An 18,035-nucleotide genomic window follows, 5' to 3' on the forward strand; every position below is an offset into this window, starting at 1 on the left:
CTCACTATTCACTACCCAGCCTTCACCAGCACGGCGCTGTCGAACTCCAGCACCTTGTCGCCTGCCGAATCGGAACCTTCCGAGCGCAGCGCCAGCAGGCGCCAGCCGGGGCGGGTGGCAAGCGGGCGGTGGGACAGGGCCGTGCGCATGAAGGTGACGGTTTCTCCGGCATAGACCGGCTTTGGCCATTTCAGGTTCCTGAAGCCGGGGGAGGGGCCGAATTCTGGTACCGGGCCGGGTCCGGTCCATTGAGAAGCGTCCATAGGATTTTTGAGATTGAGCTTCATCCAGGTGGCCGCGGTGTGCCAGCCTGAGGCGCAGAGGCGGCCGAACACGCTTTTCTTCGCCGCCTCCTCGTCGACATGAAAGACCTGTGGATCGTATTTGCAGGCGAACGCCTTGATCGCCTCGGTTTCGAATGTGTGCGAACCGAGGTTGATGGTTTCGCCGATGCGGAAGAACGCGTCGAGGCTCATGCGCCGGCCTCGCGGGTCAAGAACATGACAGTGTTCTCAAGTTCGAAGACGCTTTCACCGCGCTGGTTGAACAGTTCGCTGCGCAAGGTGACGAGGCCGAGCTGAGGCCTGGATTTCGACAGGCGCCTGGCAAGCACGCTGGTGCTGCCGGCCAGTGTGTCGCCGGCCAGCACCGGCTTCTTCCATTTGACCTGGTCGATGCCGGGCGCGCCTTGCGCGGTCGAGTCGAGCAGGAAGGCGTCGCACAGCATGCGCATGAAGATCGCGCAGGTGTGCCAGCCGGAGGCGGCCAAGCCGCCAAGGATGCTGGCCTTGCCGGCGGCTTCGTCGAGATGCATCGGCTGCGGGTCGAATTCGGTGGCGAATTCGATGATTTCGGCCGCACTCACCTGCTTGGCGCCGAGGTCGATCGATGCGCCCTCGGTGAAATCCTCGTAGGCCCAGCTTTTTGCGGTCATGATCCCAATCCGGTTGTACGATCACCGGGCATCCGGATGCCGTCCGGGCGGCGTTTGGTCAAGCGAATTCTATTGGGCCTACAACCAGCCGCGGCGGCGGAAATACCAGAACGGCAGGATCGCCGACAGGATCATCAGGCCGATGGCGAAGGGATAGCCGAGCTCCCATTTCAGCTCCGGGATGACGTCGAAATTCATGCCGTAGATCGAAGCCACCAGCGTCGGCGGCAGGAAGATGACGGCGGCGACCGAGAAGATCTTGATTATGGCGTTCTGCTCGATCGAGATCATGCCGAGCGTCGCGTCGAGCAGGAACGAGATCTTCTGCGACAGGAAGGTGGCGTGGTCGGCGAGCGACAGCACGTCGCGCGATACTGTCTTGATGCGGGCGCGGACGTCCTTGCTCATCTTGATCTGGGTCGCGACATGGGCAAGGAAGCCGGTGAGGCGCTGCAGCGAGATAAGGCTGTCGCGGATCGAGGAGGCAATGTCCTCCTTGCGGCCGATGGCCTTGAGCAGTTCCTGGAAGTCGCGATTGCGCTTGTTCACCTTGGTCGACCGCGCTTCGAAGATATCGCGCGAGATCGTCTCGATGTCACGGCCGGCGCGTTCGAGAATATCGGCTAGGCGATCGACGATCGCCTCCAGCAGGCCGATCAGGATGGTGTTGCCGGTGGTGCAGCCTGTCGCCACCTTCTCGGCGCGCAGGGGAAAGGTCTTGAACGCCTTCGGCTCATGATAGCGGATGGTGACCAGTCTCGGGCCGGCAAGCACAAAGGTAACCGGTGACATCAAGGGATCATCGATTTCGGTCTGCGCCGGCAAGGTGGCGGTCATGAAGTAGGCGCCGTCCTCGATGTAGAGGCGGCTCGAAATCTCGATCTCCTCCATCTCCTCGCGCGTCGGGATGGCAACGCCGAGCCAGGTCTCGATCGTCGCTTCTTCTTCCTTGGTCGGGTTGAGAAGGTCGGCCCAGACGACCTGATCGCCATTGGCCACGAGATCGTCGGCGAGGCGCAGGCGATCATTGTCGACGACGAAGGCCTTGATCATCGCCGGTCTCCGTTGGTTGAGCCCAAGGTTTCGTTTAATAGCGATGGGTCTTGCACGCGCCGCCGTTCCCACGGGGATGGCCAAGTCGCATGCAAACGGCCATAGACCCGGTGCCAAGGGCAGTCAAGCGAAGCGGCATGCCGGCTCCTCCACTTGACGAAGCCGTGATCGGTCGCCGTCAGCGCGCCAGCCGCGGCGCCTCAGGTGTTGAACTTGAACAGCAGGACATCGCCATCCTGGACGACATATTCCTTGCCTTCGTCGCGCGCCTTGCCGGCTTCCTTGGCCGCCACTTCGCCGCCCAGTGTGACGTAGTCGTTATAGGCGATGGTCTGGGCGCGGATGAAGCCGCGCTCGAAATCGGTGTGGATGACGCCGGCCGCCTGCGGGGCCTTGTCGCCCTTGTGGATCGTCCAGGCGCGGGTCTCCTTCGGCCCGGCGGTGAAATAGGTGATGAGATGCAACAGATCGTAGCCGGCGCGGATGACCTTGTTGAGGCCAGGTTCGTCGAGGCCGAGCGAGGACAGGAACTCCATCTCTTCCTCGTCGGAGAGCTGGGCGACTTCGGCTTCGATCGCGGCTGAGATCACCACGGTGCCGGCGCCCTGCGCGGTCGCCATCTTTTCCACGGCCCTGGTGTGCTCGTTGCCGGTGGCGGCGTCGGCTTCGGCGACGTTGCATACATAGAGCACGGGGTGCGAGGTCAAGAGGTTCAGTCCCTGCAGGATGCGCAGGTCTTCCGCTGAAATGCCGTTGAGCAGGATGCGGGTCGGCTTGCCGGCCTGGAGGAGCTCGAGTGCGGCCTCCATCATCGGCAGCACGGTGGTTGCTTCCTTGTCCTTGCTGCCGGCGCGCTTGCGGATCTGCACGATGCGGCGCTCGAGGCTGTCGAGGTCGGCGAGCATCAGCTCGGTCTCGACCGTATCGGCGTCGGCGACAGGGTCGATCTTGCCCTCGACATGGGTGATGTCGTCATCCTCGAAACAGCGCAGCACATGCACGATGGCGTCGACCTCACGGATGTTGGCGAGGAACTGGTTGCCCAGCCCTTCGCCCTTGGAGGCGCCGCGCACCAGGCCGGCGATGTCGACGAAGGAGATGCGGGTCGGGATGATCTCCTTAGACTTGGCGATTGCGGCGATCTTCTGCAGCCGCGGATCAGGCACCGCCACCTCGCCGGTGTTCGGTTCGATGGTGCAGAACGGATAGTTGGCGGCCTGCGCCGCCGCCGTCCTGGTCAATGCGTTGAAAAGCGTCGACTTGCCGACGTTGGGCAAGCCAACGATGCCGCATTTGAAACCCATGTGTCCGGTCCTATCGGGAAACTAGAAATTTGATGAGGGCTATGGGCGATAGGGGTGAGCAACGTCAAGCCCCGCGGTCCCGATCCTATCGACGCTCAGTCCTTCTTGCCGAACAGTTTCTTCAGCATGGCGGCCATAGGGCCGCTTTCCGGCAGCTTGGCCGGCGCCTGCTGTGGCCGTGCCTGGCGGATGTGGCTTTGAGCTTTCGGGCCCTCAGCCTTCGGCGCCTTTGGCGGCGGCCGGTCGTCGTCGCCGGTTGGCGTTAGTTTGTCGCGCAAGGCCAGCGTCACCCGGTTCATGAAAGAACTGTCGTCGCCCTTGGCCAGCAGCCCGGCATCGTCGGCGATGGTGTCGAGCAGCACGTCCAGCCATTCGCGGTCGGCCTTGGCGAAATCGCCGAGCACATGGGACTGCACCATTTCCCGGACGCCGGGATGGCCGACGCCGATGCGCACGCGGCGAAAGTTCTTGCCGACATGCTGGTCGAGCGAACGGATGCCGTTGTGTCCGCCGGCGCCACCGCCGACCTTGACCCGCAATTTGCCGGCCGGCAGGTCGATCTCGTCGTAGAAGACGGTCAGCGCCTCGGGGCCGAGCTTGTAGAAGCGCAGGGCTTCGCCGACCGGCTGTCCCGACAGGTTCATGAAGGTCTGCGGCTTGATCAGAAGAATCTTTTCGCCGGCAATCGTGCCTTCGGCGATCAGGCCCTGGAACTTCTTCGACCAGGGCGAAAACGAATGGCGGCGGGCAATTGCGTCCGCCGCCATGAAGCCGACATTGTGCCGGTTATCAGCGTATTTCGCGCCCGGATTGCCGAGGCCTGCAAAGACAAGCATCGTGAACTCCGGGCCCGAAAATTACTTCTCTTCGGCAGCAGGAGCCGCCGCTTCGGGGGCTGCCGCTTCCGCCGTCTCTTCCGTCTCCGGCTTCATCGCCGAGGAGCCGGCAATGGTCGCGATGGTGAAATCGCGATCGGAGATCACCGGCTTGACGCCGGCCGGCAAGGTAACCGCCGAGATGTGGATCGAATCGCCGATGTCGGCGCCGGTGAGATCGACGGTGATGAATTCCGGGATCGCATTGGCCGGGCAGTGGAACTCGACTTCGTGACGCACGATGTTGAGCACGCCGCCGCGTTTGATGCCGGGCGACTTGTCTTCATTGATGAAGTGGACGGGCACGTCGACGTTGACCTCGGTGTCCTTGCCGATGCGCAGGAAGTCGACATGGACCGGGAAATCCTTGACCGGGTCGAGCTGGAAATCCTTGGGCAGAACCTGGATTTTCTTGCCGTCGACATCGATCGTGGCGATCGTGGTCAAAAACCCGCCGCCATGGATTTTGTAGAAGACGTCCTTGTAGTTCAGCGCAATCGCCAGGGGAGGCTGTCTGTCGCCGTAGATAACTGCAGGCACTTTACCGTTGCGGCGAACTGCACGGGCGGACCCCTTACCGACCTGTTCGCGCGCTTCGGCCTTGAGCTCGTAAGTATCGTGGCTCATGGCATTTCCTTTCGCGTTTTATGGAGCGTTTGCGGTGGCAGTGTGCCTGGACCGTAAACGTCGAAAGCCGCCAGGCCTGGATGTCCGAATGCCAGAAACCGCATACGCGGAGCTTTGTTCGGGATCACAAGGGAAGGCAGCCTTCCGCCGCGTTGCCTCCAAGGGTGTCTACGCGGGTGGCGGCTCTATAGCGGAAGGCGGGCAGGCGTGCAAGCCATGGCGGGCAAGGGCGGCCGATGCCTGCGTTGGGCGCGCCGCATTGCGCTCAGGCCGGCAGGTCGGTGGGCGGATTTGATCCGTTTCCCTTGGCGCCACCGAGCGTGGACAGAGCGCTCAGCAGTTTCGTCCGGTCCTTGCCGATCATGAGCACGCCGCTGTCGGGCGCCAGCAGCGCCGAGAACGGAAGCATGGCAGCGCCGATCGAGGAGGCCTCAGGGCCGAATTGCCCCGACACGATCTCCGGCGCCACGATGCCGATTGCGCTGGCCTGGTTGAACTGGGTCTGCACCCTTGCCAGCAGTTCGAGATGGATCGGCCTGGGCAGGATCGAGTCGAGAACGATGGCCTCGATGTCGATGATGGAGGTGATGGCGATGATCGCCTCGACCAGCGCGCTCGCGCAATCGTCGATCCATTCGAACAGCGGCAAGCGCGCTTCGGGTGGCAACGGATCGAGTTCCCGCACACGATTGATCACCACGCCGCGCGACCTCAGGTGATTGACCAGCACATAGATCGAGGCGCGATGCAGCAGGCTCTGGTAGCGCGCAGGCTTCGCCGCCACCGAATCGAGGCTTGAGGGCGAGACCGGCAAGGGTCCGAGGGCAGCGCTGTTGCCATGCGGCCCGGTATGGACCCTGCCGCCTTGCACCAGGCCGCCGCCGACAAAAGTGTCGATCGAGATGTGCATGAAATCGCGAAAGCGGGCGCCGGCGCCCTGGACAAGTTCGGCCAGCGCCGCCGACGTGGCGTCGTTTTCCACGAACACCGGCGTCTTCGCCGGAGTGGCAAAGCATGTCGTCAGGTCGATCGCCTCCCAGCGGCTGCCGAGATCGTCGGGAAAGCCGAGTTCCTCGCTCCAGCCGCCGAGGAAATAGGGTGAGGCAATGCCGACGCCGACGATGCTGGCTTCGCCAAGCCCATCCACCAGCTTTTCGAAGGTGGCCAGCGCCATGTTGCCGGCCTTCAGCACCAAATCAGGATCGGGGAAGCGGTATTCGTGCGACTCTCTTGCGCGGATTTCACCGGCGAAGTCGACCAGAACGGCTTCAAGCGCACGCCGGCCGATCTTGATGCCGACGCTGTAGACGCGCTCCGGCGTCAGCCGGTACAGCGTGGAGGGCGAACCGCGCTGCCCGAACCTTTTTCCCACTTGCTTTACGAATCCGGAAGATTCCAGGCCGTCGACGATGGCAGCGACGGCCGCCGGCGTCAGGCTTGCCGCGCGCGCCAGATCGGACTTGGAGGCTTCCTTGAGGCGACGGATGGCGTCGAGCACGAAACGCTCATTATAGTGCCGAACTTTGACAGAATTGCTGCCTTTCCCTGACAAAACCCGCACACTCCCCAAATGTCCCGTTCCCGGCGCGAAGCCCGCAAACCACCTGCGACCGAGCGCACCCTGCGGTGCCTATGTTGGCGGCGACAGTGCGCGTCGGAGCCATGGAAGTCAATTTTGCCGTTGCGCCTTTGCGCTATTTAATATAGCAAATTGAAAAAATAACTGGTCAGGGAGGAGACGTGCTGCACTCGGGCACACAAAGCGAAGCCGACGCTGCGGTGGTGCGGGCTGTTCCTGTTGCCCTGGTTCAGGCGACGAAGGCTTTCGGCGGCACGATTGCGCTCAAGGACGCCTCCTTCGAATTGCGCTCCGGCGAGGTGCTGGCGCTGCTTGGCGAAAACGGCGCCGGCAAGAGCACCTGCGTGAAGCTTCTGGCCGGTGTGCATTCTCCCACCAGCGGTCATGTCGAGGTTGACGGCAAATCAGCCGTCTTCCATTCGCCGCATGACGCGCAGGCGGCCGGCATTGCGGTCATGCACCAGCATCCTGGCCTGTTTCCCGATCTGTCGGTGGCGGAGAACATCTATCTCGGCCACATGCCGCGCGACCGCTTTGGCGGCATCGACAATGCCGCCATGCTGGCCGGCGCCCGCAAGGTGCTGGCTACCGTCGGGCTCGACGTGCCGGCGGCAACGCGGCTGGGAACACTGCGTACCTCTGAACAACAACTGGTCGAGATCGCCCGCGCGCTGTCGCTGGATGCCCGCGTGCTGATCATGGACGAGCCCACGGCGGCGCTGTCACAGCGCGAGGTCGAGCGGCTGTTTTCCGTCGTTGCCGATCTCAGGCTGCATGGCGTGGCGATGATGTTCGTCGGCCACCGCATGGATGAAATCTTCCGCATCGCCGACCGCATCGCCGTGCTGCGTGACGGGCGCCTGATCGGCGTCAAGCCGAAGGCCGAGCTTGGCCGCGCTGCCGCCATCAGCATGATGGTCGGGCGTGAAGTCACCGACCTCTATCCCGAACGGCGCCATGCCTCAGGCGCGCTGGTGCTGGAGGCGAAGGGACTTTCGCGCGCCGGCGGGTTTGCCGGTATCGACCTCAAGCTTCACGCCGGCGAGGTGCTGGGGCTTGGCGGCCTGGTCGGCAGCGGACGCACCGAGATTGCGCGCGTGCTGTTCGGTATCGACCGGCCCGACGCCGGCGAAATCCTGATCGACGGCAAGCCCGTGCAGTTCGCCTCGGCGCGCGACGCCATGGATGCGCGCATCGCCTATGTGTCGGAAGATCGCATGGGCCAGAGCCTGGTGATGGATTTCTCCATCCTCGACAATGCGGTGCTACCTGTTCTCGACAAGGCCGCACAACGCGGTCTCTACGGCACCGACCGCGCCATCGGTCTGGTGGCGGACTGGCTGAAGCGCATGAAGCTGCGCTTTTCCGGTTATGGGCAGCCGGTGAAAGAGTTATCCGGCGGCAACCAGCAGAAGGTGGTGCTGGCCAAATGGCTGCGCACCGAGCCGCGCGTGCTCATCCTCGACGAGCCGACGCAAGGCATCGATGTCGGCACCAAGGCGGAAGTGCATGCAATGATCGCGGACCTTGCCGCGCAAGGCATGGCAATCCTTTTGATCTCGTCAGAGATGCCCGAGCTGATCGGCATGTGCGACCGCATTGTCGTGCTGCGCGAAGGCCGCCAGACTGCCGAGTTTTCGCGCGGGCAAGCCACGCAGGAAAAAGTACTGGAAGCGGCGACCAGGACCGATGAACGCGCCGGCCAGGCAGCGCAGATAGAACGCGCGGCCCGGGAGGAAAAGGCAAAAGGACCGTTCGATTTTCTGAAGCGGCGGGAATTCGGCCTGCTTGCGGCGATGCTCGCCGTCGCCATTCCGGTCACCATCATCAACCCGCGCATGGTGAGCGCGGCGAACCTCACCGCTGTGTCGATGGACGCGGCCTTGCTGATTATCGCCGCACTGGCGCAGATGCTGGTGCTGATCACCCGCAACATCGACCTGTCGATCGCAGCTGTGATCGGCCTCTCCGCCTATATGGCGGCCAGCATGGTTCAGGCCTATCCCGGATTGGACATCGGCATCGGCCTGATCACCGCCTGCGCGGTCGGCGGCTTTGCCGGACTGCTCAACGGCCTTGTCGTTACCAGGGGAAAGATCCCGGCCATCGTCGTTACGCTGGCTTCGATGTCGATCTTCCGCGGTTTCAACTCGATCTGGGCGGCGGGCGACCAGGTCAGCGCCGACGAAGTCACGCAAGCCTGGCTCGACATGACCGGGCTGAAGATCGCAGGCGTGCCGCTGATCGTCATCATCGCTATTGTCATCCTGTGCGCCGGCTATGTGCTGCTCTATCGCACCGCAACCGGGCGCGAGCTGTTTGCCACCGGTTCCAACCCGGACGGCGCAAGGCTGATCGGCATTCCGGTCGACCGGCGCATCCTGCTGGCCTTCGGCATGGCCGGCCTGCTAGGCGGCCTGTGCGGCGCCCTGTGGGCTTCGCGCTACGCCACCATCGATGCCCGCGTCGCGCTCGGCTTCGAACTCACGGTGATCGCCTCTGCGGTGGTCGGCGGCGTCGCCATCCGCGGCGGCTCGGGCACGCTGCTCGGCATCATCCTTGGCGCGCTCACGCTCTTGGTCATCAAGAACGGGCTGACGCTGGTGCGTGTCGACCCGCTCTGGCTGCAGGGCGTCTATGGCCTGGTGATCCTGGTTGCCATCGGCATCGACACCTTCATCGTGCGGCGTGCCGAACAGGCAAGACAGGCGAGGGCGAGATGAGAAAGTTTATCCGCTCGATCGACTTCTGGGATCTGCTGCTGGCGACCGCCTGCCTCGCCGTCTTTATCTATGCGGCGGTCTTCGTGCCGAATTTCGTTTCCGGCTTTAACCTTTCTCAGCTGGCGGCGAGCGCCTCGGAAAAGGCGTTGCTGATCCTGCCGATGACGCTGCTCATCATCACCCGCGAGATCGACCTGTCGATCGCCTCGGTGCTGGCGTTGACATCCGTGATTTTTGGCCTGCTTGTCCAGGCTGGCGTGCCGACGCTGGCCGCCATTCCGCTGACGCTCGTCTTCGGCGGCCTGCTCGGCGCCTTCAACGGCTATCTGGTGTCGGGCCTCGGGTTGCAGTCGCTGGTGGTGACGCTCGGCACCATGGCGCTCTATCGGGGCATTGGCTACATCCTGCTCGGCACCGGTTCGGTCAACATATTGCCGCCGGCGGTTGTCGATTTCGGCATCAGCAATCTGCCGGGCACACAAATCCCGTGGACCATCGTGCCGTTCCTGCTGCTGGCGCCGATCTTCGCGGTGGTGCTGCAGAAGACGCCGACCGGCAAGCGCATCTATGCGCTTGGCGGTAGCCCCGAAGTGGCGCGCTATTCCGGCATTGACACGCGCCAGATGGTGCTGAAGCTTTTCGTCGTTTCGGGCCTCGTCGCGGCCATCGCCGGCATCGTCTACACCGCGCGCCTTTCCAACGCCCGCGCTAACAATGCGCTCGGCATGGAACTCGACGTCATCACCATCGTGCTGCTCGGCGGCGTCAGCGTCTTCGGTGGCAAGGGGCGGCTCACGGGGGTCATGCTGGCGCTGCTGTTGATCGCCATCATCCGCAACGTGCTGGCGCTCAATCAGATCGGCGGCGACGCCCAAGGCATGATCATCGGCCTGCTCCTGATCGGCTCGCTGCTGGTCGGCAACTACTGGCGCTCCCTGGAGGAGCGGCTGTCAAGATCGCGCGTCCTGCGCGAAACCAAGGGGTGATCTCGGGCCCCTTTCTTCAAGCCCGAATTCTGACGGAGGAGACACAATGAAAGCGTTTAGAATAGCCCTGCTCGCATCCGCGGTTCTGCTTGCGCCGGCCTCGCTGGCCTACAGCCAGGAATGCGCCAAGGAACCGGTGACCGTCGGCTTCCTGCCCAAGCTCGACACCGATCCCTACTTCAAGGTGGCTTTCGGCGGCGCCGAGGAGGCTGCGAAGGAAATTGGCGGCACCGCCACCCAGGTTGCCCCTTCGCAAGCGACGGCCGAGGCACAGATCGAATTCATCAACAGCCTTGTGTCGCAGAAGGTCGGGGTCATCGCTATCGCCGGCAACGACGCCAATGCGGTTGCGCCTGCGCTGAAGCGCGCCGTTCAGCAAGGCGTCCGGGTGATCTCGTACGATTCCGACGTCGCGGCCGATGCGCGCGCGGTGTTCGTGAACCAGGTGAAGGGCGACAGTCTGGCCGAAATGATGCTGGAAAGCGCATTCAACCTCAGCGGCGGCGAAGGCGAGTTCGCCATCCTGTCGTCGACGCCGACGGCGACCAACCAGAACGCCTGGATCGACTTCATGAAGGCGAAGATGGCGGCAGAGCCGAAATACGCCAAGATGAAACTGGTGCAGGTCGCCTATGGCGAGGAGAGCGAGCAGGTCAACCAGCAGCAGGCCTTGGCGCTGGTGCAGGCGTTTCCGGATCTCAAGGTGATCATCGTGCCGGCAGGCATTGGCCTTCCGGCGGCCGCGCGCGCACTCGAGGAAGCCGGCATGATCGGCAAGGTCAAGCTGACCGGCCTTGCGCCAGCCACTTTGATTTCGAAATACATCAAGGATGGCTCTGCCCAGGATATCTGGTGGAATGTCACCGATCTCGGCTACCTGACCTATCAGGCGGCCCAGGCGCTGGCGCAGTGCAAGATCACCGGCAAGGAAGGTGAGAAGTTCACGGCGGGCAGGCTCGGCGAATACACGATCGGGGCCAGCGGCGAACTGATCCTTGGCCCGGCCAAGATCGTGACGCCGGAAAACCTGGCCGAGTTTAAGTTCTAAGCCTCCCAAGGCCCGGCGGGCGCCGGTTCAAGCCGGCGCCCGCTCGTTCAATTGTCAGTCGAAAAGCGTGAGGGCGACGATGAAACTCTTGCTGGCAGGCGAGACCTTCGCGGCGACGACGTCGGTCGCTGCCGGCGGCGACGTTCTGACAAGTGCGACATGGGTGAATGGCGCGACGGCCTTCAATGCCGCCCTTGCCGCAGAGGGCATAGCGGTGACTCAGATCGGTGGCGATCGCTGTGCGGCCGAATTTCCGTATGACCTCGACGCGCTGGCCGAATACCAGGCGGTGGTGATCTCCGATGTCGGCGCGCTGACCTTGCTGGTCACGCCGGAGGCCCGCGCCGGGCGCATCGGCGTCAACCGCCTCGACGTCCTCAAGGCCTATGTCGAAGGCGGCGGCGGGCTGATGCTGGCCGGCGGCTATATGGGGTTCCAAGGCATGTTCGGCACGGCGCGTTTCCACGACACCCCGGTCGAGGACGTGCTGCCCGTGCGCTGCCTGCCATTCTCGGACGGGCTGGAAGTGCCGCAAGGCCTGCAGCCGTCGATCCTTCAGGCGTCGCATCCGATCCTTGCCGGTGTCGCGGGTCCGTTGCCGCCGATCCTCGGCATGAACAAACTCGATTTCAGGCGCGACGGCTCGTCCCAGCTTCTGGCGACCTGCCATTATCGTGGCACGGACTGGCCGCTGCTTGCGGTTCGTGAGCATGGCCGTGGCCGCACCGTCGCGTGGGCGACCGACATCGGCCCACACTGGCTGTCGCAGGACTTTTTGGGATGGCCGCTCTACGGCATATTGATGGCCAACATCATGCGCTGGCTGGCCGGCAAGGATTAAGCCTGGCGTGTTTGTAGGGCAGCTAGTCCGGCTTGCTGCTCAACGCTTCGCGCAGCGCCTGGATCCGCCGATTCAAGGCATCGAGATCAGCCATCGTCATGCCCGAGCGTTCGATCAGGGTTTCGTTGAGGCAGTTGCACTGGACGAGCAGCGCGCGGCCGGCAGGCGTCAGGTCGACCTGCACTTGGCGCTCGTCCGTCTGGCTGCGCTGGCGGGTGACGAGACCGGCCTGTTCCATGCGCTTCACCAGCGGCGTGATGGTGCTCGATTCCAAAGCGAGCCTGTGCGCAATCGAGCCGACCGACATCCCACCGGCTTCGGCAAGTGCGTTCAGCACGAGATATTGCGGATAGGTGATGCCCATCTCGTCCAGCATGGGCTTGTAGGTGCGATTGATTGCCATGCTGGTGGCGTAAAGCGTGAAGCAGAGCTGGTTGTCCAACGGGAGAGGCACGAGGCATTCCTTTGCCGACTGAGCACATCAATATGTACCACGAAAAATGGTATCGCGATACATATTTTCTGTAGACAAGGATTTGGACCTGCGCTAGTCGTATGGTTATCGCGATATTGATTATCGCGGAAGCAATCAATGGAGAGCGAGATGACCAAGCCCGGCAGCAGCACGATCACCACCAAGGACGGCACCGAAATTTTCTACAAGGATTGGGGAACGGGACAACCCATCGTCTTCCATCACGGCTGGCCGCTGAGCAGCGACGACTGGGACGCCCAGATGCTGTTCTTCCTGTCCAAGGGCTATCGCGTCATTGCCCATGACCGGCGCGGCCATGGCCGCTCCACCCAGACCGATACCGGCAACGAGATGGACACCTACGCCGCTGATGTCGCGGAGCTTGCGGCGCATCTCGACCTCAAGGACGCGATCCATGTCGGCCATTCCACCGGTGGCGGCGAAGTGGCCCGCTATGTCGCGAAGTACGGTTCCGGTGGCCGTGTCGCCAAGGCCGCACTGCTCGGCGCGGTGCCGCCGATCATGCTGAAGACGGCGGCCAATCCGGGTGGCCTGCCGATCGAGGTGTTCGATGGTTTCCGCTCCGCCCAGGCAGCCAACCGCGCCCAGTTTTTCCACGATATTGCGGCCGGCCCGTTCTACGGCTTCAACCGCCCCGGCGCCCAGGTATCGCAGGCTGTCGTCGAGAATTGGTGGCGCCAGGGCATGATGGGCGGCACCAAGGCGCATTTTGATTGCATCAAGGCGTTCTCGGAAACCGACTTCACCGACGATCTGAAGGCCATCGACGTGCCGGTGCTGGTCATGCATGGCGACGACGACCAGATCGTTCCCATCGCCGACTCCGCCCTGCTCTCGGTCAAGCTGCTCAAGAAGGGCGAGCTCAAGATCTACAAGGGCTTCCCGCATGGCATGGCGACCACCCATGCCGATGTCATCAACGCCGACCTGCTGGCCTTCTTCAAGGCCTAGAATCGTCCACCTGGATAGGCAAAGCACCCGCCGTCAGGCGGGTGCTTTTGGTTTCGTCGAAATGTCAGCGGGACAGTGCCTACTTATCGAGAAAACCAGTGATCAGCTTGACGGTGTCTTCGGGGTTTTCCTCCATGATCCAGTGACCGGAGGCGGGCACGATGCCGCCCGTTACATCGGTCGCAACAAGCCGCAGGAGATCGGCCTGCGTAGTGCCAGCGGATTTTTCACCGCCGACAGCCAGTAGCGGCATGGTCAGTTTGCCGCCGGCGGCAAGCATCGCCTGGTTGTCGATCGCGTCCTGGTCAAACGCCTTGAACTGCTCGAAAGCGTCATGCATCGCATGCGGGCGGGCATAGAGTTTGGCGTAGTGCCTGCGCGTCGCCTTGTCGATCTTCTTGGGGTCAGCCGACAGCTCGTTGTAGAAGCGGTCGAGATAGATGCGCTCGCGCCCCGCGACCAGCCGCTCCATATCAGGGCCGCGGAAGTTGAAGTGCCAAAGCAGCGGGCTTTGCTTGATCTTTTCCCAGTCGCCTATGCCGGGCAGCGGCGCGTCGATGATAACCCATTTGGTGATGCGCTTGGGATACTGAGCGGCGAGCGCATAGCCGACCATGTTGCCGATGTCGTGGGTGACGAGATCTGCCTTGTCGATCTTCAGGGCATCCAACACGCCGGCGATGTCGACGGCTTGGTTCTTCTTGGCGTAGCCCGCTTCCGGGTGGGCCGACAGACCCATGCCGCGCAGGTCCGGCACGATGACGGTGTGGTCCTTTGCGAGGGCGATGGCCGCGGCGCCCCACATGTCTCCGGTATCGGCAAAGCCGTGCAGCAGCACGACGGCGGGACCCTTGCCGCCAACGCGCACATAGAGTTTGGTGCCGTTGGTTTCGACGGACTGCGTCTTGAAACCCGGCGGAAAGGGAACGATGCGTGCCGTCGCCGGCAAGGTAACAAGAAGCACACCCAATACGGCCAATACGATCTTGCGCATATTATTCTCCAGAGAGGTTGAGCAACTAACCTACGGTCAACAGCGCGCGGCTGACAAGCCGCGGTCAGGCGAGTGCCTTGTGCTATCGGGCGATGGTCAAGCCGCCGTCGATCAGCATTTCCCCACCGACCATGAGCGGTCATTCGTCGGAGGGCCCCAAGCCTTCGTTGATGACTATCTCCTAACAGGCTTCTCAACCGGCGTATGGCGGAGAATCAAAGAGGGCGCGGCAAATGCCGCGCCCCTGGTGTCATTTCCGGAAAATCGACCGGTTTTATCTGGCCGCCGCTTGCGCCTTCCTGGCTTCCTTCATGTTGGGCAGGAACACCGTCAGAAGGCCGAGCAGCGGCAGATACGAGCAGATCTGGAAGACGAAATCGATGCCCTTCATGTCGGCGACGACGCCGAGCACGGCGGCTGCAATGCCGCCCATGCCGAAGGCGAAGCCGAAGAAGATCCCGGCGATGGTGCCGACACGTCCCGGCACCAACTCCTGCGCAAACACGACGATGTTGGAGAAGGCCGAGGACAGGATCAGGCCGATCAGCACCGTCAGCACCATCGTCCATTCGAAATTGGCGTAGGGCAGCGCCAGCGTGAAGGGCAGCACGCCGACGATCGAGAACCAGATCATCGCCTTCTGGCCGTAGCGGTCGCCGAACGGTCCGCCGAGCAGGATGCCCAGCGCCGAGGCGCCGAGGAACAGGAACAGCATGACCTGGCTCATCTGCACTGACACGCCGAACTTATGGATGGAATAAAAGGTGTAGTAGCTGGAGAGCGAGGCGATGTAGGCGTTCTTGGTCAGCACCAGCAGCGTCAGCACCGCCAGCGCTCCCATCACCTTCTTGCGCGGGAAGGGGGAGACGAAGCTTGCCGCCTTGCGATTGCCCTGCGCGGCGCGCATCCGGCTGTACCAGCCGCCGACCCGCGACAAAACGATGATGCCGATCAGAGACCCGACGGCGAACCATGAAATGCTGGTCTGGCCGAAGGGCACAACGATGAAGGCAGCGAGCAGCGGCCCCATCGACTGGCCGAAATTGCCGCCGACCTGGAACAAAGATTGCGCCAGGCCAAAGCGGCCGCCGGAGGCAAAGCGGGCAATGCGCGAGGATTCCGGATGGAAGATCGCCGAGCCGATTCCGATCAGCGAGGCGCCGACCAGAAGCAGCGCATAGTCGCCGGCATAGGCCAGAACGATCAGGCCAATCAGCGAGGACGCCATGCCGTAGGGCAGCGAATAGGGCATTGGCCGCTTGTCGGTGATCATGCCGATGATAGGCTGCAGCAGCGACGCCGTGACCTGGAAGGTGAAGGTCAGAAGACCGATCTGCCAGAAATCGAGACCGTAATTCTCTTTCAGCAGCGGATAGATCGCCGGCAGCAGCGATTGCATGATGTCGTTGATGCCGTGGCAAAAGCTCACCGCCAGGATGACGGTGAAGGCGGTCGCCTGGGCTGAAGGGAGGCTGGCGCTTGGCTGCGGTGCAATGCTGGTGGCTGTCGTATCGGTCAAGGCAGGCTCCGAGGTCTTTTTGGCGGGTGTTTGCCCGCGGGCAGGCTTGGCGGCCGCTCCCGCGGACCGCCTTAAGGACGCTCGTCTGAAGCGCTTGGGCGACGCCCCTGCGGAGCGCCTTGGGGATGGCTGCCTTATAAGCCGCTTGCGAGGCGACTTCTTTCGTGGTTTGGTCCAATAGTTTCGCAAGTGGGCCATAGCCGATGCCACATGGCAGGGACATCTTCCGCGCCGGCAATGCCGATCTCGGCCGATTGCACGAAAGCCGCTGGCAGTGGCTGGAGGAGGTTTCCGGGCCGGCGGTGGCTTTGCCGACCGAATATCCCGACGGTTACCTCGTGCCGCAACACCGCCACAGCCGCAGCCAGCTGCTGCATGCGCTGGTCGGTGTCGTGCTGGTGACGACCAGGTACGGGCGCTGGATGGTGCCGCCCGACCACGCAATGTGGATACCGGCCGGCACCGAGCATTCTGTCGAAATGCTGGGCGATGTCTCGATGCGCTCGGTCTATGTCATGCCGGGCGCTATCCCCGGCCTGCCGGAAGGTTTGCGCGTCGTCGGCATCACCGAGCTGATGCACAGCCTGATCGTCGAATCGGAAAAGCTGCCGCAAGGCGGCGAACTGGAAGGCCGCGGCGGGCTGATCATGAACCTGTTGCTGCACGAGATCCCGACCTTGCCGGAACGGCCGCTCGGGCTGCCGTTCCCGTCCGACCCGAAGCTGGCGGCGCTCTGCCGACGCTTTGTCGCGGCACCTTCGCCGCACGCCACGATCGACGAGTGGGCGGATGCCGCAGGCATGAGCCGCCGTTCGTTCACCCGCGCCTTTCACCGCCAGACCGGACTGTCCTTGTCGACTTGGCGCCAGCAGGCCTGCCTGTTTGCGGCCCTGCCCAGGCTCGCCGATGGCGAGCCGATCACCAGGGTGGCGCTCGACCTCGGTTATGACAGCGTGCCGGCATTCATAACCATGTTCAAGCGCATGCTCGGCGCCTCGCCGCGCGGCTATATGCGCGGCGCCCGCGACGAAGGCATGCGGCGGGCTCAGCCTCGACTTGAGGCCCCGGCGCCGTAGCGCCAGGAAAAGCCCGCAGTACTTTGCCGTAGGCCCTAGTCCAGCTGAACGCCGCTGGCCTTGACGATCGGTTCCCATTTGGCGAGTTCGGCCTTCACATGCACTCCAAGCTCTTCCGGGGTGGAGGCCACGATCGAGGCGCTGAACTGGGCCATGCGGGCGATCACATCAGGGTCTTTCAGGGCTTCAACTGCCGCCTTCTGAAGAACGGCGACGACCTCCGGCGGCGTGCCTGCGGGCGCGAACAGAGCGTTCCAGCTGTAGGTTTCATAGCCGGGAATGGTTTCGGCAATGGCCGGTATGTCGGGGAAGGAGGGAACGCGCTCCTTGGTGGTGACGCCAAGCGCTCTCAGCGTCCCGCTCTTGATATGGCCCGATGAAGAGGGGAGGTTGTCGAACATCATCGGCACCTGATTGCCGATAACGTCGTTCAAGGCCGGTCCGGCGCCCTTGTAGGGAATGTGCTGCATACTGACGCCGGCCATCGTCTTGAAAAGCTCGCCGGAGAGATGCAGCGGGGTGCCATTGCCTGATGAGGCGTAGGCATATTTGTCCGGGTCCTTCTTCAGCATCTCGATCAGTTCCTTGACGTCCTTGGCGGGGAATTCAGGGTTTACGACCAGGACGTTTGGCACCAGCACGAGCAACGATATCGGCGCAAAATCCTTCTCCGCGTCGTAGGGCTTTGTCTTCAGGATCAGCGGGTTGAGCGCGTGGGTTGCGACCGTGCCCATCAGGATCGTGTAGCCGTCCGGTTCGGCTCGGGCGACCTGGGCAGCGCCGATGCTGCCCCCGGCGCCGCCGACATTTTCGACGACAATCTGCTGGCCCAGCTTTTCGGATATCTTGTTGGCGACTAGGCGCGCGACCAGATCCGTCGAGCCACCGGCGGAAAAGGGGACAACCATGGTGATGGTCCGGTCCGGAAAATCGGCGGCCCAGGCCGCCGGTACTGAAAGGGTGGCTGCGATGGAAACCGCGAGCCCGAGCAAAGTCCTACGCCGCATCTGCTACTCCTCCGTTGATTGG

At 63.1% G+C, this 18,035-nt stretch carries 17 protein-coding genes; 6 read left to right on the plus strand and 11 right to left on the minus strand.

The window, feature by feature from the left end:
* Positions 1-11: 11 nt before the first annotated feature.
* The 7 genes from NKI64_RS06845 to NKI64_RS06875 form a co-directional block, all read right to left on the minus strand.
* Entirely contained in the window at positions 12-476 is a 465-nt protein-coding gene (locus NKI64_RS06845) for a MaoC family dehydratase (RefSeq protein ID WP_023749786.1), read from the minus strand.
* Positions 473-934, minus strand: coding sequence for a MaoC family dehydratase (locus tag NKI64_RS06850; RefSeq protein ID WP_023670033.1), 462 nt, complete (start codon positions 932-934; stop codon positions 473-475). Before NKI64_RS06850 ends, NKI64_RS06845 begins: the two co-directional genes overlap by 4 nt.
* Positions 935-1,012: 78 nt before the next feature.
* Entirely contained in the window at positions 1,013-1,987 is a 975-nt protein-coding gene (gene corA / locus NKI64_RS06855) for a magnesium/cobalt transporter CorA (protein ID WP_023741062.1), read from the minus strand.
* A gap of 200 nt (positions 1,988-2,187) precedes the next feature.
* Entirely contained in the window at positions 2,188-3,291 is a 1,104-nt protein-coding gene (ychF, locus tag NKI64_RS06860) for a redox-regulated ATPase YchF (protein ID WP_023686133.1), read from the minus strand.
* Between the two features lie 95 nt (positions 3,292-3,386).
* A complete protein-coding gene (gene pth, locus NKI64_RS06865) occupies positions 3,387-4,127 on the minus strand; it encodes an aminoacyl-tRNA hydrolase (protein WP_023701571.1) in 741 nt (246 codons plus the stop codon).
* Between the two features lie 21 nt (positions 4,128-4,148).
* Positions 4,149-4,793: a 50S ribosomal protein L25/general stress protein Ctc gene (locus NKI64_RS06870; protein WP_023686131.1), complete on the minus strand. Its 645-nt coding sequence runs from the start codon at positions 4,791-4,793 to the stop codon at positions 4,149-4,151.
* 265 nt (positions 4,794-5,058) lie between these two features.
* Positions 5,059-6,291, minus strand: a complete 1,233-nt coding sequence (locus NKI64_RS06875) for an ROK family transcriptional regulator (protein ID WP_352667163.1) — start codon at positions 6,289-6,291, stop codon at positions 5,059-5,061.
* 242 nt (positions 6,292-6,533) lie between these two features.
* On the opposite strand from NKI64_RS06875, the gene NKI64_RS06880 reads away from it, so the two are divergent.
* From NKI64_RS06880 to NKI64_RS06895, 4 genes are all read left to right on the plus strand, one after another.
* Entirely contained in the window at positions 6,534-9,095 is a 2,562-nt protein-coding gene (locus NKI64_RS06880; protein WP_352667166.1) for an ATP-binding cassette domain-containing protein, read from the plus strand.
* Positions 9,092-10,081 (plus strand): ABC transporter permease, encoded by a 990-nt coding sequence (locus NKI64_RS06885; RefSeq protein WP_023686128.1) that lies wholly within the window; start codon positions 9,092-9,094, stop codon positions 10,079-10,081. The genes NKI64_RS06880 and NKI64_RS06885 overlap by 4 nt, the downstream gene beginning before the upstream one ends.
* A 46-nt stretch (positions 10,082-10,127) precedes the next feature.
* A complete protein-coding gene (locus NKI64_RS06890; protein WP_031203833.1) occupies positions 10,128-11,129 on the plus strand; it encodes a rhamnose ABC transporter substrate-binding protein in 1,002 nt (333 codons plus the stop codon).
* 79 nt (positions 11,130-11,208) lie between these two features.
* Positions 11,209-11,970, plus strand: a complete 762-nt coding sequence (locus tag NKI64_RS06895; protein ID WP_352667171.1) for a glutamine amidotransferase — start codon at positions 11,209-11,211, stop codon at positions 11,968-11,970.
* A 22-nt stretch (positions 11,971-11,992) separates the two neighbouring features.
* On the opposite strand, the gene NKI64_RS06900 is transcribed toward NKI64_RS06895, so the two are convergent.
* Positions 11,993-12,424 carry a MarR family winged helix-turn-helix transcriptional regulator gene (locus NKI64_RS06900; protein ID WP_023670043.1) on the minus strand — a complete coding sequence of 144 codons (432 nt, stop codon included), beginning with the start codon at positions 12,422-12,424 and terminating at the stop codon, positions 11,993-11,995.
* 150 nt (positions 12,425-12,574) lie between these two features.
* Here NKI64_RS06900 and NKI64_RS06905 point away from each other — a divergent pair, with 150 nt between their 5' ends.
* Positions 12,575-13,417, plus strand: a complete 843-nt coding sequence (locus NKI64_RS06905) for an alpha/beta fold hydrolase (protein WP_352667174.1) — start codon at positions 12,575-12,577, stop codon at positions 13,415-13,417.
* Between the two features lie 79 nt (positions 13,418-13,496).
* On the opposite strand, the gene NKI64_RS06910 is transcribed toward NKI64_RS06905, so the two are convergent.
* Together NKI64_RS06910 and NKI64_RS06915 are read right to left on the minus strand one after the other, a co-directional pair.
* Positions 13,497-14,411, minus strand: coding sequence for an alpha/beta fold hydrolase (locus NKI64_RS06910; RefSeq protein WP_027049909.1), 915 nt, complete (start codon positions 14,409-14,411; stop codon positions 13,497-13,499).
* A gap of 274 nt (positions 14,412-14,685) precedes the next feature.
* Positions 14,686-15,930, minus strand: coding sequence for an MFS transporter (locus NKI64_RS06915; protein WP_352667177.1), 1,245 nt, complete (start codon positions 15,928-15,930; stop codon positions 14,686-14,688).
* A 203-nt stretch (positions 15,931-16,133) separates the two neighbouring features.
* Here NKI64_RS06915 and NKI64_RS06920 point away from each other — a divergent pair, with 203 nt between their 5' ends.
* Positions 16,134-17,006, plus strand: a complete 873-nt coding sequence (locus NKI64_RS06920) for an AraC family transcriptional regulator (protein WP_352513945.1) — start codon at positions 16,134-16,136, stop codon at positions 17,004-17,006.
* Positions 17,007-17,041: 35 nt separating this feature from the next.
* Here NKI64_RS06920 and NKI64_RS06925 read toward each other — a convergent pair whose 3' ends face one another.
* Positions 17,042-18,013, minus strand: a complete 972-nt coding sequence (locus NKI64_RS06925; protein ID WP_352667180.1) for a Bug family tripartite tricarboxylate transporter substrate binding protein — start codon at positions 18,011-18,013, stop codon at positions 17,042-17,044.
* Between the last annotated feature and the right edge of the window lie 22 nt (positions 18,014-18,035).

It is taken from the genome of Mesorhizobium sp. M0478 (assembly GCF_040321305.1).
Taxonomy (GTDB): domain Bacteria; phylum Pseudomonadota; class Alphaproteobacteria; order Rhizobiales; family Rhizobiaceae; genus Mesorhizobium.

Excerpts from the sequence above, each read along its gene's own strand:
- pth (WP_023701571.1), bottom strand. The coding sequence starts at position 4,127 with ATGCTTGTCTTTGCAGGCCTCGGCAATCCGGGCGCGAAATACGCTGAT.
- NKI64_RS06920 (WP_352513945.1), top strand. The coding sequence starts at position 16,134 with ATGCCACATGGCAGGGACATCTTCCGCGCCGGCAATGCCGATCTCGGC.
- NKI64_RS06850 (WP_023670033.1), bottom strand. The coding sequence starts at position 934 with ATGACCGCAAAAAGCTGGGCCTACGAGGATTTCACCGAGGGCGCATCG.
- NKI64_RS06870 (WP_023686131.1), bottom strand. The coding sequence starts at position 4,793 with ATGAGCCACGATACTTACGAGCTCAAGGCCGAAGCGCGCGAACAGGTC.
- NKI64_RS06910 (WP_027049909.1), bottom strand. The coding sequence starts at position 14,411 with ATGCGCAAGATCGTATTGGCCGTATTGGGTGTGCTTCTTGTTACCTTG.
- NKI64_RS06890 (WP_031203833.1), top strand. The coding sequence starts at position 10,128 with ATGAAAGCGTTTAGAATAGCCCTGCTCGCATCCGCGGTTCTGCTTGCG.
- corA (WP_023741062.1), bottom strand. The coding sequence starts at position 1,987 with ATGATCAAGGCCTTCGTCGTCGACAATGATCGCCTGCGCCTCGCCGAC.
- NKI64_RS06885 (WP_023686128.1), top strand. The coding sequence starts at position 9,092 with ATGAGAAAGTTTATCCGCTCGATCGACTTCTGGGATCTGCTGCTGGCG.
- ychF (WP_023686133.1), bottom strand. The coding sequence starts at position 3,291 with ATGGGTTTCAAATGCGGCATCGTTGGCTTGCCCAACGTCGGCAAGTCG.
- NKI64_RS06905 (WP_352667174.1), top strand. The coding sequence starts at position 12,575 with ATGACCAAGCCCGGCAGCAGCACGATCACCACCAAGGACGGCACCGAA.
- NKI64_RS06845 (WP_023749786.1), bottom strand. The coding sequence starts at position 476 with ATGAGCCTCGACGCGTTCTTCCGCATCGGCGAAACCATCAACCTCGGT.
- NKI64_RS06895 (WP_352667171.1), top strand. The coding sequence starts at position 11,209 with ATGAAACTCTTGCTGGCAGGCGAGACCTTCGCGGCGACGACGTCGGTC.
- NKI64_RS06925 (WP_352667180.1), bottom strand. The coding sequence starts at position 18,013 with ATGCGGCGTAGGACTTTGCTCGGGCTCGCGGTTTCCATCGCAGCCACC.